The sequence below is a fragment of the Sphingobacteriaceae bacterium GW460-11-11-14-LB5 genome, assembly GCA_002151545.1.
Lineage (GTDB): Bacteria > Bacteroidota > Bacteroidia > Sphingobacteriales > Sphingobacteriaceae > Pedobacter.
In genome coordinates this window covers 5989478-6006226 of record CP021237.1, presented here as the reverse complement: position 1 = coordinate 6006226, position 16749 = coordinate 5989478, and the positions used below count along the sequence as shown (strand labels likewise).

Annotated in this window: 12 protein-coding genes; 3 read left to right on the top strand and 9 right to left on the bottom strand. The window is 40.0% G+C overall.

Annotated features, from left to right (window positions below; genetic code table 11):
* Positions 1-10: 10 nt before the first annotated feature.
* Complete coding sequence (locus CA265_24630) at positions 11-2983, bottom strand: SusC/RagA family protein (GenBank protein ARS42675.1); 2973 nt, start codon at positions 2981-2983, stop codon at positions 11-13.
* 433 nt (positions 2984-3416) lie between these two features.
* On the bottom strand, positions 3417-4430 hold the full coding sequence (locus CA265_24625) for a LacI family transcriptional regulator (protein ARS42674.1): 1014 nt from the start codon (positions 4428-4430) through the stop codon (positions 3417-3419).
* A 293-nt stretch (positions 4431-4723) separates the two neighbouring features.
* Between CA265_24625 and CA265_24620 the strand changes: the two genes are divergently transcribed.
* The gene (locus tag CA265_24620) at positions 4724-5083 is read left to right on the top strand and encodes a response regulator (GenBank protein ARS42673.1); all 360 of its coding nucleotides are present in this window, start codon (positions 4724-4726) and stop codon (positions 5081-5083) included.
* Positions 5084-5270: 187 nt separating this feature from the next.
* On the opposite strand, the gene CA265_24615 is transcribed toward CA265_24620, so the two are convergent.
* Positions 5271-5624: a hypothetical protein gene (locus tag CA265_24615; GenBank protein ID ARS42672.1), complete on the bottom strand. Its 354-nt coding sequence runs from the start codon at positions 5622-5624 to the stop codon at positions 5271-5273.
* 65 nt (positions 5625-5689) lie between these two features.
* Between CA265_24615 and CA265_24610 the strand changes: the two genes are divergently transcribed.
* Both CA265_24610 and CA265_24605 read left to right on the top strand, forming a co-directional pair.
* Complete coding sequence (locus CA265_24610; GenBank protein ID ARS42671.1) at positions 5690-6790, top strand: DNA polymerase IV; 1101 nt, start codon at positions 5690-5692, stop codon at positions 6788-6790.
* Positions 6791-6939: 149 nt separating this feature from the next.
* On the top strand, positions 6940-7185 hold the full coding sequence (locus tag CA265_24605; protein ARS42670.1) for a hypothetical protein: 246 nt from the start codon (positions 6940-6942) through the stop codon (positions 7183-7185).
* A gap of 402 nt (positions 7186-7587) precedes the next feature.
* Here the strand turns inward: CA265_24605 and CA265_24600 are convergent, their stop codons facing one another.
* The 6 genes from CA265_24600 to CA265_24575 form a co-directional block, all read right to left on the bottom strand.
* Entirely contained in the window at positions 7588-10062 is a 2475-nt protein-coding gene (locus tag CA265_24600) for a glutaminase (GenBank protein ARS42669.1), read from the bottom strand.
* Positions 10063-10268: 206 nt separating this feature from the next.
* On the bottom strand, positions 10269-11114 hold the full coding sequence (locus CA265_24595) for a hypothetical protein (protein ID ARS42668.1): 846 nt from the start codon (positions 11112-11114) through the stop codon (positions 10269-10271).
* A gap of 12 nt (positions 11115-11126) precedes the next feature.
* Complete coding sequence (locus CA265_24590; GenBank protein ID ARS42667.1) at positions 11127-12572, bottom strand: hypothetical protein; 1446 nt, start codon at positions 12570-12572, stop codon at positions 11127-11129.
* Between the two features lie 29 nt (positions 12573-12601).
* Positions 12602-14305 carry a hypothetical protein gene (locus CA265_24585; GenBank protein ARS42666.1) on the bottom strand — a complete coding sequence of 568 codons (1704 nt, stop codon included), beginning with the start codon at positions 14303-14305 and terminating at the stop codon, positions 12602-12604.
* A 27-nt stretch (positions 14306-14332) separates the two neighbouring features.
* Positions 14333-15952, bottom strand: coding sequence for a hypothetical protein (locus CA265_24580; protein ARS42665.1), 1620 nt, complete (start codon positions 15950-15952; stop codon positions 14333-14335).
* A 28-nt stretch (positions 15953-15980) separates the two neighbouring features.
* Entirely contained in the window at positions 15981-16733 is a 753-nt protein-coding gene (locus tag CA265_24575; protein ID ARS42664.1) for a hypothetical protein, read from the bottom strand.
* Between the last annotated feature and the right edge of the window lie 16 nt (positions 16734-16749).

Sequence of the window (16749 nt, the reverse complement as noted above, 5' to 3'; positions counted from 1 at the left end):
TTTTCTTCTATTAAAAACCAACGTTTAAACCTAGCGTGTATGTTCTTGGTCGTGGATACAGGTTATAATCGATACCTGTAGCTAATTCCGGATCAAGACCTTTGTATTTCGTTACAACGAAAACATTCTGGCAGTTTGCCGAAATTCTCATCGTTGCGGTTCCATCTTTAGATAGTTTGCCAATATTATAGGCTAAACCTAAATTATCCATTTTCAGAAAGGATGCATTCTTGATATAGTAATCGCTCAGGTATTGCGTATTGGTAAAACCAGTATTCAATATATCACTGCTGGCATTATTCAGGATACCTACCGAACTTAACAGGTTTGATTTGATACCAAAGTTCGAACTCACGTTATCATAAACGTAATTGCCTAAACTGGCTCTTAAAACCGTATTAACACTCCATTTTTTGTAGGTAAATGAGGTATTGAAACCAAAAGTAAATTGAGGATCCGGTGATTTATAGAAATACTGATCATCAGTAGTAATCGTACCATCACCATTTAAATCCTGATAAACACCTTCTAATGGTTTGCCGCCTGCATCATAAACCTGTTTGTACACAAAATAGGATTGAGGAATCTGATTAACCGCATTGTATTTTAAGTGGATACCGGTTCCGCCTGAGATATCACCAGCATCGATTTTAAATCCAGAGTTCGGGTTCAGGGTTAAATTGGTTACCTTTCTTTTATTGTAAGAGGCATTTACACCAAAATCCCAGGTGGTATTTTCAGTTTTAACGGCCGTAAAATTTAAGCTTACTTCTGCACCTTTAACATCCATATTACCTACGTTGGTAACCAGTTCATTGCTAAAGTTTGTTCCTACCGGAATGGTAATCTTACTTAATAAATCGGCAGTTTTTTTATAATACACATCAATGCTACCATATAACCTTCCGCCTAAAAATCCATAATCTAAACCTGCATTATAAGTAGTAGTGGTTTCCCATCTCAAATCAGGATCATATCCAGCCGGGGCATAATAATTGTAAAAAGTATTGCCAATCTGGTATTGACCTGTATTGCTGCTGGCATAATATTTAGCGATGTAATTGTAGTTACCAATATCAGCACCATCCTTATTACCTGTTTCGCCATAACTTAATCTCAATTTCAGATCAGATAACACTTTGCTGTCTTTAAGGAAATTTTCTCCGATAATTCTCCAGGTAAAACCCACTGAAGGGAAATATCCCCAGCGATTGCTTTCAGCAAATTTTGAAGAAGCATCGGCACGCATCGTAGCCGACAGGATGTATTTATCAGCAAGAGTATAGTTAAATCTTCCGTAGTAAGAAAGCATTTTATTACGTTCTACAGAAAATGGGAAAACCGGGGTAACGATTGGTACACCTAACCCGGTGTAGTTGGTAAAGTTATAACCAGTGGTGGCAATATCATAATAACCATAACCAGCAGTTACATCAAATCTACTTTTAATGCTTTCTACGGTATGTGCATAATTTAAATAGAACTCAGAAAATTTATCAGCTTCTGTTTTTAAAGCCCTAGAAAATGAGCCGCTTGTTGCTGCAGATTGAGCAGCGTAAGTTGGCACAGCAATGCTACCATAACCTTTAGATACATCGTAACCAAGATTTAGGTTCGCGTGTAATTCTGGTAAAAAGTGAAATGAGTAATCGAATTTAGCGTTACCTACACTCCGTGCAGCATTACCGTTATTATCCTGTAATCTGATTAATGCAACAGGGTTACGTGGTGCATTTGGGTTCGGAACCATTGCACTTCCTGTACCTTGTGTCCATTCAAAATAATTACCGTATTTATTGTCTGCATAAATTGGCTGTGTTGGATCGAACTGAATAGCTGAGTTAATTGCACCAGCATTTGCAAAATGCGAATCGGTTAACGATCCTTTTAAGTTTAAATCGATCTTTAAATGATCTTTAAACAATCTTGGTGATAAAGTAATTGAACCTGTTCCACGTTTTAACTTATCGGTAATCAATAAACCATCCTGATCTAAGTAACCTGCTGAAACACGGTAAGGCACACCTTTGAACGAACCTGCTATACTCAGGTTATTATCAGAGGTAAATGCACGCTGGTAAATGGCATCCTGCCAATCGGTATTTGCCGTTCCCAACAAGGCTTTTTGTGTCGCATTGCCATTCGCATTAACATAGGCGCGAACCTGATCAGCAGACAGTACATCTACTTTTCTGGCCACTGTTGCAATGGAGTTATTGGTACTAAAGTTAATTACAGGTGCACCAGAACCACCTTTTTTAGTGGTGATTAAAATTACCCCGTTTGATGCCCTTGAACCATAAATAGCGGTTGCATTTGCGTCTTTCAGTACGGTAAAGGTTTCTATATCGTTCGGATTAATCAACGATAACGGACTTGGCGCATTATCGATGGTATTACCACTAAATGGCACCCCATCAATTACCACTAACGGATCGTTACTGGCATTCAATGATGCTCCACCACGGATACGGATCTGGCTACCTACTCCAGGTTGACCGCTGTTAGAGATGATGTTCACCCCTGCTACCTTACCCTGAATTAATTGCTCAGGTGTGGTAATTGCGCCTTTTTGAAAATCTTTCGCACTTACGGTGGTAATAGATCCGGTTAGGTTTTTCTTTTCTGCAGTACCGTAACCGATCACCACAACTTCGTTCAGTTTTTGTGCATCGGGTACCAATTGAAAATTAACAGTAGCATTTGCTGAAATGCTTACGGCTTTATCAAGGGTTTGATAACCGACAAAACTTGCAGATAAGGTTATCGAACCATCCGATAAACCTCCTAGTTTATAATTACCATTCGCATCAGTTGATGTACTTCTTGTCGTTCCTTTTACAACTACAGAAGCGCCAGGTAATGGCAGGCCGGTTTCATCAAGCACTTTACCAGACACCGATCCGGTTTGTGCTTTTACCATTAATGCTGAAAAAACTAACAGCACCAAAAGCCCCTGTTTTAACAGGTAAAATACTCTCATATTTGAAGCTCGTTTAAGTATAAAAATTTGGTTAAATATTATAGTGATTTACACATAGGCCTAATTTACAGCTGTTAATGATATTTCAAAATTTATTTAAAAAATATATTTCCGACCAAAATTGCAGCCGGAAAATCAACACAAAACTGAGCTTTTTATCAACGGTAAAAATCTATATTAAATAATTGTTAATTTTATAATTATTTGATAATCAATAAATTATAACTGTTAAATTTTAATTTAAAGTGTAATTATTACACTAAGCCATTTTTGGGACTTTTTTCGGGAACGTTCCCGAAAAAAGTAGATCAAAATTCAGTCATCTTTCGGGAACGTTCCCGAAAATTGGTCAGAATTCTGCGTATTTTACACTAAGTGAAGAAATTTTTTGAAAATTTACGGCTAAAAATGAGCTCGTTTTTAAGGGTATTTTTTAGCCGTTTACGGTCGAATTCCGCTTGATAATTTTAGATTCTAAAACCACCTCATTTGGCAGGTTTTTATCGGCATGATCATCCAAAATAGTAAACAATAATTTAGCCGCTTCCTCTCCTATTTCGGTAGCCGGTTGGGTAATGGTGGTGAGGGAGGGATTTAACAAAGGCGCAATTTCCAGACTGGAAAAACTAATCACCTTTAAGTCTTTTGGAATGTTGATATGCAGATCGTAACAGGCATAGTATGTGGCGAAGGCCAAACGCTCTACCGAGGTAAAAATACCATCGGGTTTTAATTGCGTTAAAGCTTGTTTGATGATAATGCTGTTTTCTTCGTAACTGTTGCTGCAATCAACAATCAGGTGTTCTTCAAAGGGAATCTGGTGTTTGGTCAACGCATCAATATAGCCCTGCATACGGGTTTTACCAATGGATAAACTTTTATTCACCACCAGATAGGCAATTCGTTTGCAACCCTGCTCTATTAAATGCTCTGTAGCCAGAAAACTGCTGTTATAATCGTTTGTAATTACCCTTGGGGTATCAATGTCTTCGTAAATCCGGTCGAAAAACACCAATGGTAATCTTTTGCTGCCAAATTTATTCAGGTAATTATGGTCATTGGCTTCTCCTGAAACCGACATGATAATACCATCGGCCCTGCCGTTGTGTAAGTGACGGATAAAAGTTACTTCTTTATTATAATCATCATCCGTTACGTAAATCAGAATATGGTAACCATTTTCTCTGGCTAAACGTTCAATACCATGAATGGCCTGTGAGAAATAATTATTGGCCAGTTCGGGTACAATAACCGCAATGGTTTTACTTTTTTGCTCCCTTAAATTACTGGCGTAATGGTTAGGCTGATAGTTTAATTCTTTTGCTTTGGCTAATATACGTGCTTTGGTAGCTCCATTAATGTCACTATTATCCCTAAAAGCCCTCGAAATGGTAGAAGTAGATAAATTTAATGCTTCTGCTAACTTCTTAATATTAATACTATCCATTTTTGGTTATTAAACCCAATTAATTCGAATAAACGCTGTAAATATAAACTATAAATGTCCAAAATATTTGATAAGCTTTAAAATTGTGTATTTCAGGTTGTATTGATGCGCCTGTACAATCATCGATGAAATCCCATTGAAAAAGTCGTTGATTGTCATAATGGTAAAATTCTTTAAATAAATATTCATTTTTTTTAAAACAAAAAGCATCTTTACCGCTTTAATAATTATACGCTGTTAATCATCTCATTGTACCGATTGCAAAACAAAACCATATGAAATAAAATTACAAAATGGGAAATAAGAAAATACTCATTGCCGATGATGACGAAGGAATTGTTGATGCTGTGACGATGATTTTGGAAGTGATGGGTTACGATGTTGAATTTACATATGATGGTGGAGCAGTAATTGATGCGGTTAAAAACAAACCAGATCTGATTATGCTCGACATCTGGATGAGCGGGCATGATGGCAGGGATATATGCAAACAACTTAAAAACGATCCACAATATAAGGAGATCCCGATTTTAATGATCTCGGCGAGCAGAGACATCAGGCAATCTGCGCTGGATGCGGGTGCAAATGATTTTATGGAAAAACCATTCGAAATGGATTCGTTACTGAATAAGGTAGAAATATTGTTGAATTAATTTGATACTACCCAGAACCGTCACCCTGAACTTGTTTCAGGGTCTTCTGCACGATGGATCCCGTCTGGCTATTTAATAATGATAAATCAATAGTAAACGAATGGTGCTTAAATGGATCCTGAAACAAGTTCAGGATGACGGACGCAACGAATAAAACTCCAATATCTTTATTTCCCAATGATCATACTTAATCAATTTCTTTAAAATAAATACGCTCGGGCAACTGCTTAAAAACAAACTCCGTTACGTGGCAAAGCCAAAGTTTATGGTTTTTAAATTCTCCTCTAAAGTTTTCTAACAGATAATCTCCACCACCACCCAAATTCTCTTCACGCGCATATACAAGATCCAAAATCTCCGCATTTTCAATAGGCGCATCAGCCATCAGTAATTTACATTCGCTTTCAACAGTGGCTATCCAGTTTAATAATTCATCTGCGCCTTCAACCATTTGCAAATCGGCAATAGCTCCACCCCATTCTGGTATATCGGCATACCATTCGTGCTTTGCATTTTTATAAAAACGAATTGCTCTTTCCATATTTTGTAAAGAAAAAAAATCTAACTGAATAATCCTGATAAAAATCGCGAAATTTAGATCATTGCATGTCTGATTTAACACCAACGGTTTTAAGAAAAATAATTCATATTGATATGGATGCATTTTATGCATCGGTAGAGCAACGTGATTTTCCCGAATACAGAGGAAAGCCTTTAGTGGTGGGTGGCAAGCCTGATAGCCGTGGCGTAGTTTCAACAGCCAGTTACGAAGCCCGGCAATATGGAATCCGTTCGGCAATGTCTTCCAGTAAAGCTTACCAGCTTTGCCCGACAGCCATTTTCGTCTACCCCCGTTTTGATGCTTACACTGCGGTTTCGAAAGCGCTTAGGGAAATTTTTAGCCGGTACACGGATCTCATTGAACCCTTATCATTGGATGAAGCCTATCTTGACGTTACTGAAGACAAACTCGGCATTGGATCGGCTATTGACATTGCTCAATCCATTAAAGATGCCATTAAAAATGAATTAAATTTAACGGCCTCCGCAGGCGTTTCCATCAATAAATTTGTTGCAAAGGTAGCTTCAGATATGAACAAACCAGATGGTTTAACTTTTATTGGCCCATCGAAGATTAAAGCTTTTATGGAAAAACTTCCGGTCGAAAAATTCTTTGGCGTAGGCAAAGTTACCGGAGCCAAAATGAAGGCCATGCAGATTAATACTGGTGCAGATTTAAAAAAATTAACAGAAGCACAGCTTGTAGCCCAATTCGGGAAATCGGGAAGATTTTATTATAAAATTGTCCGCGGTATTGACGAGCGCCCGGTTCAGTCGCATCGCGAAACCAAATCGGTAGGTGCAGAAGATACCTTTCCGGAGGATACCAATGAGGATTCGGTGATGCACGACCTCCTGAAACAGATCAGTGAAACGGTGGCCAAACGTTTGGAAAAATATCAACTCAGCGGAAAAACGGTAACCTTAAAAATCAAGTTTGCCGATTTTAAACTGATCACCCGCAGCCGCTCTTTCGCTGCACCGATTAACAAAGCAGAGGTAATTTATGCTGAAGCCATTAAACTTTTGGAAGAGGCCGCTCTCGGCACCACGCAGGTGAGGCTTCTAGGTATTACCTTATCACGGTTTTATGATGATGTAGAGATCGAAAAGCCGGAGAGCAACCAGCTGGAATTTGAGTTTTGAAAGATAAATCGTATGCCTACTTTATTTCTGTCGGTGAAACACCAACCGATTGGATAAAAAACCTAATTTCTATTTGAAGCGCAAGGCCAGTACAAAACACTAAGTTTCTTCCCGTTTTACGCTTTTACGCTTCGCTGCCTCGTTCCTCGTTGCTGCAGGGTAACGCTTCAACCGCCCGCCTGCTTCGGGCAGGGGGCTATGGAGCCAAAACAGTGTTTCATTTTCAAGGTTGCATGGTGCACCAGCCTTTGTGCCTAAACCCGACAGTAGCGGCAGCCTCCGATCCTTCCATCGGAGCTACAGCGAATGGCGGGGCTGCAAACCGCCAGGAACTACAGGCCATCCATTTCCTAATCATAAAAAGTATTCTAGTAAGCACACCTTCATTTCGGTAGGTGAGACACCAACCGATAGGCCGCGCCTGATATATCTAGTTGGTCTGTGAGGACACAGACCAAGGGGATAGGGCTAGGTGGCCAAAACAGTGTTTCATTTTTAAGGTTGCATGGTGCACCAGCCTTTGTGCCTAAACCCGACAGTAGCGGCAGCCTCCGATCCTTCCATCGGAGCTACAGCGAATGGCGGGGCTGCAAACCGCCAGGAACTACAGGCCATCCATTTCCTAATCATAAAAAGTATTTTAGTAAGCACACCTTCATTTCGGTAGGTGAGCCACCAACCGATAGGTCTCGCTTGAGTATGTCTAGTTGGTCTGTGAGGACACAGACCAAGGGGAATAAAAAAGGACCTGCAACTAAATACAGGTCCTTGAATTGTTAATTTTGAAGGGTAAGATTTTATTTACCGGCTAGTTTATCGGCAAGCATTTTCATATAAAAACCGCCCACTACGCTACGCGCTTTAAAATTATCGCGGATACCTGTGTTCGAATCGTAGAAATCGTTCAAAGGCACTCTCGATTCGGTTTCGATAGCATGTTTGTAAACCGGATGAACCAGGGCTTCGAATTCGCTTTGTGTTGGTGCAAAGGTAGCCGTCCACAGAATCCAGTCATTTTTAGTGTAGGCTTTTCTGCTATCTAATGGAATACCGTATCTATTTTGTTTAGTCAGGTAGTATTTGGTTTCGGTTTCGTATATCTTTTGCGGAAACAGGTTTAACTTTAAAACTTTATCCCAAACCAGGTTATACTTCTGGCTCCATGTATTTTTATTATCAAAAGTTAAAGCATAATGATCGCCGGCATCGGCCATTTCTATCCATTTCGGCACCATACTTTCGGCAATAGCCCTGTATTTTTTAGCTACATCATCATAACCTAGGGTTTGTGCCATCTGCGCATAACTGGCAATGCCTACAATCGCTTTTACCGATAAGTTGGCATTACGGGCCAGGTGACCAGCAAAATCGTCGGTACATAACTGTGTTTTTGGATCCAAACCTTCTTTGGTTAAATAATCAACCCAGGTGGTTAAGGTTTTCCAATGTGCTTTGGCATAATCGGCATTTCCCTGTGCTTTGGCAATGGCAGCCGTTAAAATAATCATGTTACCCGATTCTTCAACCGGCATCGGCTCGCCATAAGTTTGTCCGTTTGCCAATGGGTAAGTTCCTAAATCGTGAGCAGCCCAGGGATGAGGATATTTTCCGCTTTCGCTGAAATAGAAAATACCGTTCAACATGCCCTGTAATAATTCGGGGTTATAAATCAGGTACAATGGTGCCGAAGGGTAAGTTACATCGACGGTATTGATGAAACCTCCACTGTTGTTTTCTTTAGATAACCATAAAATCTCGCCTTGCGGACTCTTTACCAAAGTATGTGCTGCAATGCTCTGGCGATAACCTAAAACACATAAATCGGCATATTCTTTACCGCCTGATTTTAAGGCATCGGCATATAAAGTTTTATTAAAAGCCTCGCATTTCTGGATCACCGTTTTGTACTCATCTGCAGCAGCGGTTAGTTGCGCTTCGATGGTTTCTTTGCCTGAGGTATTCCACCATGGCCTTAAATTTTTGTTAAAATATTGAACAGAATAAATTTCATCATAGCCCAGTTCAATATATTTTTCTACTGCAGCTTTACCTACGGCTCCAAAAGGGATAACGGTATTTAATGCGAGCATTTTACCCTGTTTAGCGGTTGAAGCTGAATTGCCTTTTCTAAAAGCGTCAGCAGCATCTTTTTCAGCCGTTACAAACTGGATGGCATTGCTTGTTTTTGGCGCAGCCACATAAAAGTAACCCCAATCAATCCGCATGTCATCACTCGCTTTTTGAAGAACTGGCTGTTCTACCGTGCCCGTTTTTAATACCGATAATTTAGCGGTGCTGTATTTGCTTGCGGTAACTTCCTGCGCAGGACGATAAACTGCAATGTTTGACGATGCACTTAAGTATACTTTTACCTGGTGGGTTTTACCGTCGTTTGCTTTTACCTGATAGGAAACATAAGAAACCGGACGTGCAAATAAACCCAAATCGTTCATTAACAAGGGAGAGGTAAACGTTAATTTTAAATCGATCTTACCGCAGGTAAAGTTATAAATGGTTTGTGTGGCATTAATATCAACACTTTTTTGCTTAGCGATCTGTACTTTTTCGGCATTATCTTTTAAGCGGTCTACCAAACCAAAATCAAGGAAACGGCCACCTGCAGTATTGATTAAATGAATCGCAATTACGTTCGATCCAGCTTTTAATGCGCTTTTATCGCTGTTGCTTAACGCAATGTATTGGAAATTATTGGTCCAGCCTTCTTTGGTGTAAATTTTCTTCCCGTTTAGGTAAACCTCAATATTATCATCGTGATTGATCTTTAAAAACAACTCGTTTATTGCTGCCGGGTTAACTATATTAAAAGTTCTTCTTACCCAGATATCGTGCGATTTCCATAATGTTTTCACGTTTTTGGCATCGTCTCCTATGGGTGCATTACCCGTTTGCCAGTTGCTGGCGGTATAGTTGGCTGCCTTCCAATCGCCTTGGGGTTCGGTTTCGGTATATTTTACTTCATAAGCTTTTTCATCTGAAGCAGGTACAACCGTTTTATAGGTAGTGGTTTCTTTACCTAAAAAGCGATAAATACCACCGTCAACATTAATCATTCCTAAAAGAGAATGATCGGCACCTGTCCAATGTTGGGTAGCAGATTCGTTTAATTTATCTGTGTTAGACCAAATACTGAAATAGGTATTATGCGTAATTAAGGGATAAGCCGGCGCCTTTCGCTCCTGTGCCTTGAGCATGTTGCCTGCAAACATGCAGCCCAGTATGCCTAAAAATTTTAAAGTGTTGATTTTGTTCATAATTTGTGTGTGTATTGAAATCTGATTTATATTATGGTTAGATTCAGCGTTAGTTAAACGTTTTACTAATGTATAAAATATAATTTACTTTTTGCAAGGGAAGTCCGGTTTTAATTGTCTAAATGACACTTAAAAACAACCTTCAAAAAAATACATGAAGTTTTTAAGCTCCATGTATCTTTCAAATTGTGTGTAAAACCTATAAGCTAAGGTTGTTTTTTGTTGATGGTCCACTCGGCCAGTTGAAACACGCGGCTTCCTCTATTCGATTTAATGTAAAGACGGTAAAATTTGTAAGCAATGTAATTATCGAAGTGGAAAAGTTTAGTCTGTTTCCTACTCGGACCATCGTTTGTATTCTCCCAGGGGCATACTGTTACCGTATGTAAATCGGTATACTGGATACCGTCTAAAGAACCTTGCAAAATCCAGAATCTTGGATCGCGGTCTGCAGCATCATTACCCGAAGTTAGGGTATAAGCACCTACCACCTGTGGGGTATTTAATTCGAAGGTACATTTTTGCGTACCATCGAAACCGGCCTGTAAGAATTTCGTATTGATATCCTGATCGACGAGTTTTTTGGAGCCTTCGCCAGAATCTGCTCCTGCACCAGCCTCCAGGTTAACTGAAAATTTACCGCCAATGGTTTTCATGTAATTTTCGCCACAAATGGAGTAATTTATCGTCGGATCGACCACATTAAGCACGACTTCTTTGGCAGCGGTATAGCCCTGGCCATTTCTGGTTGTTAAGGTTACCTTATATTTTCCCGGGAAACGGTAAGTATGTTTCGGGTTTACGGCAACAGAGGTACTGTCATCGCCAAACTGCCACAATAAACTTTTATAATTTGTAGAACTTCCGGTAAACTGGTACTCTAAAAATTTTAAGGTGTCGGGTTTTACAAAGGTAAAACCAGCTGTAGGCTTTGGTTCTTCTACTTCCGGAACAATCTCTACGTTTTCGCTTTTTTTACATTTCACGGTTAACATTACAATGAGTAGTAAGAGTGAGCATGTACCCAATAATCTTTTCATATTACTTTTCATATCTATTCAAGTTTAAGGAGTTGGAAATAATTGTGTTCTTGGTACGGCACGTTTACCGGTTATACCTGCTGATGGAACTTCATATTCGAGATATGCCTGTTGTCCGCCAACATTTTCGCGGTGATGTGCTTCAATTTTATATCTGATACCACGTTCTAAACGAATGGTTGCTTTTCGTTCTGGTTTATCCCACTGTGTGGTATAATCGTCGATAATGGCTTTTCCGTTGATAAATAGTCTCGATCCATCATCCCAACGGGTTTGATAGAAAATATAGTCGCCCCTTACCGGTGCCAGGAACTCGCCCACCCATTTGGTAGCGAAGTTATCCCTGCTCAAAGAAGCGCCGGCAGTATTTTTTACATTATCCGGCCAGCCATCGCCCGAGAATTCGATCGTACCATCTACCCGGGTTGCAAAAGGCTCGCGCCCGTCGTCTGGTGCCAGTTGTGTATTGGTGTAATATTTGGCAATCAAACCTGTTCCATTTCCAATAATTGGCGAGTTGTTATCCAGGTTTACACTTGGATCAACCACCACAATTACTTTTCCTTTTGTAGGATGGATAACATGATTGGTATTATCGCTCAAGCTTAAGGCAAAGGCGAATTTTTTATTGGCCACAATATTTGCATCGAATACCGGCCATGGAATAGATAACCTCACTATGGCATTCGTTGCACCGGTATTAAATCTCACCAAAGTATCGATAGTAAAATCTTTAGCCGCCAGGTGAATCGCATTTGCCGGCAATACCCCGCTTGATACCAGGGTGGCAATAGTATCTACATTATCCCTGATTTTCACATTAAAGGCTGTTGAAGGTGCATTATCGAGACTGATAATGAGGGGGATAATAACCCCAGCAGGTCCTACCTGATAGTTAGGTCCCTGAGTTACGTTATAAATCCCTCCACCCTGAAAACTTAAAAAATGGATATCGGTAGATTTTAATAATTCTTCGGTGTTGATGATCACCAGGATATTCGATTTACCATTGGCAATTTTATTGCCTTTACCTGGTGCTGAAAGTTTTAAGGCAAAAACCACTTTTTTACCAAAATAACGCTCCAATACCGAGCGGCGAACAATGGCCACTCCTTCGGCATTATCTGTTCCATACGACACATTAATTACGTTTGGATATTCTACCGCAGCGGAAGGCATGAGCACCGCATTGGTTAAACCACCATTATTGATTAATTGCGTTACCGTATCGTTATTTAGGGTTAAGCCTACCTGAAAAGCTTCTTCCGCAGTTCCAGAAAGGGAAATTTTGAAGGGAACTTTAACAAACTGGTTATCTATTGATACATTGCCCACAACAATTCCTTCGCCGGTAATACTTCTGCTTGCCGAAGGCGGTAGATCCAAATCATCTATTTGAGATTCTTTACAAGAATAGGCAACAATCATGATTGTCAAACCCATTAATACGGTGTATATAATTTTTTTCATGTTCGATATTTAAATGATCATATTCTTGTTTATTGGTCTAACCAAACCCTGCCATCAAGCGCCCATCGCTGGTTATTGGCAATTTTTAACCAGTTCACCATTTGTGCGGGTATATCAGTGGTTTGCGGAACCAGGAGCGCTAAGGAGCTGGTTGAAGGCGGACAGATTAAATCGTTAAAATTTTCCCAAACGTATGGTCCCTGCAATTTAAAATCGCGGGCCTGTGAAGAAAGATCAATCATCTTATCGCCATTGCCATCAGTTGCCGGCCAATAGCCAACCAGGAAGTTGTATGAAGGGTGGCTCTGATCGATTGATGTTTCGCAAGAGTATTGCTCAATTACACCATCCGGAACAGCTAGTTTAAAGAAACGGATGTCGGTTACGTAATAATCAGGCTCTCCATGGCCCTGGCCATTTAAATAACCCAGTTTCAATGCATTCGAATTAGCTAAAGAACCCGATCCGGTAATTTCTAACTCGTTGTTAAATTTTCCGTTGGTATAAGTTCTGATAAACCTTTGGTTACCGCGTTGTTCTAATTTAACCGAAAGATTTTCCCATCTGCCCTGAACGATATCAGCACCTCTGCATTGACGGTAATCGCCATCTTTTGTACCCCTCCATTCGAAATACCAGTAACGGTCTTCTAAATAAATAACCCAACCCACACTCGGGTGACCACTAGACCATTCGTTTCTTTTACCTAAAATACTCGGATATGAAATCTGCTCCCGGTTCTTTTTAACTTTAAGCTCGATGGTCATTTTGGTGGTATCATCTATATTGTAAACACCTGCATCTTCGCTGGCCACTTCAGCCCTAATGGCTGTACCAGTCATTTTTACGGTTTTACCCAAATACCGGTTACCTGTAAAAGGCTTTACCAGGATTCGTTTATTATAACTGGCGCTATAGTAAATGATAAAAGCATTATTTGCCGGTTTGCTAAAAATGGTTTGATCGTCGGTATTGGGTGGAAGGGTAAATGCACCACCATCACTAGAGGCGATAATAACCAGCCAGTCTTCGTTAACATAATTAGGACGTTTTTTTAATGCAGCCATCATCTCGCCCACTCCGGTATCGAATTTTTCTATTGCCGATTTATAGTTCGGGAACGAATTATCGTAACCATATTGTGCGCCGGCTTTATCCACATCGGTAAAGTGGCCTAAAATTACTGAAGCGGTATCGGTATTTAAATCGTTAATTACCGAAGCTTTAACCTGATCATCGTTGGTGGCCAAAGTGCTGATATCTGCACCTGTTGTTAATGATTTAAAAACCGGAGATGGGGTATGTGCCACAATTTTGGTCTGTGGTCTGCTCTCTTTAATTCTTTTAAAGATGACCGGGTAATTCTGCAGGTTATTATTACTCAGGTTATCATCATTTACCAGGTGTTTCGCCTTTTTCACTCCGGTTAACATACTCGCCCAGTTGCTGGCATTCTGTGTAGCTTCGGGTTCATTTAAGCTCACCCAACTGTAAACGGAATGTGGTAAAAGCGCCGTAATATTTGGAATATTAGCTGCCGCTACCGATTGTCCCCTTGCTCCATCAACCACCAGGTATAAAATCTTACGGCTTCCGTATCTTACTTTTGTGGTATCGGTACCGTCTTTATCTACAAGTTTTCTATCGAAATCTTTATTGCAGGAAAATATGGCTGTTGTAATTACGGTGGCCATTAAAGCCAGCAGCAATTTATATTTTTTCGTCATGCTCATCTTAATTTATATTTAATTGGCTTCTGGTTATTCGATCGTTACCCTAACGATGTTATAAAAAGGTTGGTTATCAAAGCGGTTAAAACCTCCGATTAATAACAGTGCTTTTTTGCCGTCTGCAGATTTCGTTTCAATCACATCAGAAAGGCCTCCCGAAAATGGTCCGGTAGCATTATATCCCGGCGCAAGCAGTCCTGCAGGGGTAAGCACCATAAAACCGTTTCTGGTTACGTTGTTGTACTTTTTAAAACCACCGCTTACTACAATTAATCCTCCTGAAAGCTGGCGGGCAAAATAAGGGTAACCGCCTTCGAAGAATTTAGCGGTGAAAGATTCATCCAGACTGCCATCTTCATTAATTAGGGCCATTCCGTATACAGGTTTACCATTGTACTTTGTAAATGCGCCAGTAATCAGGTATTTTCTGGTGGTGGCATTATAGGTAAGTGATGTTATCGCGTTATCTACCCCACTACCTGGGTTAAAGCTTGCATCTTTAGTGCCATTGGCATTTAACCTTAAAATACGTACTGCAGGCTGATCATCGAAGGTGCTGAAGTTTCCAAACACCATTAACTTTTCAAGGTTGGCGGCATCGGTATGCATATAGGTATCAATAGGGCCATTTGCACTCACATTACCTTTATTGGTTGCGGTATTAAAACGATAGGTTTTATCTAGAGAACCATCTAAATTGAACCTTAAAATCTGGCGGATTTCGGTACTATCCAGAATTACGGTATCTCTGGTAAAATCGTAATTGTCTTTATCGTAAGTTCTTTTTACGTAATACCTGAAATTACCTGTTGCCAGAATTTTGCCCTGATGCGGGTAAATGCGGCTAATGTATTCGTTGGTACCACCATTAAATTTAGGAAACCATTTTTGGGTAACCGTATCGGTTAAGGTTGGTTTCCGCTTGGTTTGGATTTTAATGGTATCAATAGCGCCATTAGGATATAAACTGGTTATATTGCTGATGTGCTCTGTACGCTGGTTATAGCCACTAAAGCCACCGGCGATGATGAAACGTCCGCCAATTTCGATTACTCTTGATAGCGAGCCATTTGCGCCCCTGCCTGTTCTGAAAGTACGGTCGTAATCGCCATCTAAAGAGGTTCTGGCAATTCTGTTAATCGGTGTAATTAATCCTTTATTATCATAATTGGTAAAACTGCCAAGTACCAGTGCCCTGCCATCAATCATTTCGTAAAACTGACTCACATAACCATTTGTTCCGGCTGTTGCCTTAAAGGTGATGTCGTTTTTTATCAGGCCTGATACCGTAAACTGCGGACCTAAAATCAGCTGATCGCCAATAGCAATGGAGGTGATCCCTGTACTTCCGGCATCGGGAACCTTCACCACGATAGCCGATTCGGTAACGCTAAGCACTTCTGCTTTTTCGCCGTTGAACATAAACGTTAATTTATCTTTAAAAGGCAGTAAACCTTTGGCCTGTACGGTTACGGTAGTACCTACAATCCCTTCTGCCGGAACCGGTAATAAAGTTTGGCTAATGCTGATACCCAGTGGAGCCTTCCCATCTGCATATGGATCTTCGCCTAATTCTTCTTCTTTCTTACATCCCTGTATAACTAAGGAGCATAGAAAAAATACGATTAGCATGTATTTTATTTTTTTCATGATTCTATTCTTTTAAAATTATAACAGGCTAATTATTATTACTTGGTGTTAAACCAGTGTTATATACATCATTAAAAAACTCATATAAATTGAAACCGAGGTAAGCACCCTGGTATCTTAACGAGTGTACCATTCCGTTGGTGGGTTTAATATCAGATGATGCAACATAATTGGGGTACCAGTTATCGTTCGGTTTTGATACATCGGGGATATAAGAGAGCACAAGCTGCCTGTAACCGATGTATTTAATTCCGTTGGCATCGTAAAAAACGACCCCAATGTTGGCTACATCATTGTTATAATCGTAGTGTAGGGCGCCAGGGTAAATACTTCTTAAGTTCAGATCGATCTGCGGATAATCTTTTAACATGTTTACACCTTTAAACATATAACGTTGCAGGTATTTACGCCAAACGGCCGGACTGATCTGATCGAGGGTTTTTACGGTATCTCTTCCCGATTCATAAAGTAATTGGTTTAAGGATTCGAACTTTGGGTTTCTATCTCTTTCGTTGGTGTGGATATTGCCGATTGTTCTCCGCACTACATCATCATCAAAAGCAAAAAAGGTGAAATTCTCCGAACTGAACTGTTGTTCCATCCCAGCCAGTTTTACAATTTGGGCCACTGTATCAAAAGGCACTTTTTTGGCCTGAAGATACTGCATCATGTTCCCATCAAATTCTGCCTTCGCCTTCCCTCCATCTATATAATACTCATCACGCTTACAGGCATTTAAAACAAGTAAAAGTGCTGCACATGCAATAATTAGCTTTTTCATATCTTGTATAATTTCT

What these genes read in the sequence shown, in the direction of transcription:
- CA265_24630 (ARS42675.1), bottom strand. Translation starts at nt 2,983, where the DNA reads ATGAGAGTATTTTACCTGTTAAAACAGGGGCTTTTGGTGCTGTTAGTT.
- CA265_24625 (ARS42674.1), bottom strand. Translation starts at nt 4,430, where the DNA reads ATGGATAGTATTAATATTAAGAAGTTAGCAGAAGCATTAAATTTATCT.
- CA265_24610 (ARS42671.1), top strand. Translation starts at nt 5,690, where the DNA reads ATGTCTGATTTAACACCAACGGTTTTAAGAAAAATAATTCATATTGAT.
- CA265_24590 (ARS42667.1), bottom strand. Translation starts at nt 12,572, where the DNA reads ATGAAAAAAATTATATACACCGTATTAATGGGTTTGACAATCATGATT.
- CA265_24585 (ARS42666.1), bottom strand. Translation starts at nt 14,305, where the DNA reads ATGAGCATGACGAAAAAATATAAATTGCTGCTGGCTTTAATGGCCACC.
- CA265_24615 (ARS42672.1), bottom strand. Translation starts at nt 5,624, where the DNA reads ATGGAAAGAGCAATTCGTTTTTATAAAAATGCAAAGCACGAATGGTAT.
- CA265_24575 (ARS42664.1), bottom strand. Translation starts at nt 16,733, where the DNA reads ATGAAAAAGCTAATTATTGCATGTGCAGCACTTTTACTTGTTTTAAAT.
- CA265_24600 (ARS42669.1), bottom strand. Translation starts at nt 10,062, where the DNA reads ATGAACAAAATCAACACTTTAAAATTTTTAGGCATACTGGGCTGCATG.
- CA265_24620 (ARS42673.1), top strand. Translation starts at nt 4,724, where the DNA reads ATGGGAAATAAGAAAATACTCATTGCCGATGATGACGAAGGAATTGTT.
- CA265_24595 (ARS42668.1), bottom strand. Translation starts at nt 11,114, where the DNA reads ATGAAAAGTAATATGAAAAGATTATTGGGTACATGCTCACTCTTACTA.
- CA265_24580 (ARS42665.1), bottom strand. Translation starts at nt 15,952, where the DNA reads ATGAAAAAAATAAAATACATGCTAATCGTATTTTTTCTATGCTCCTTA.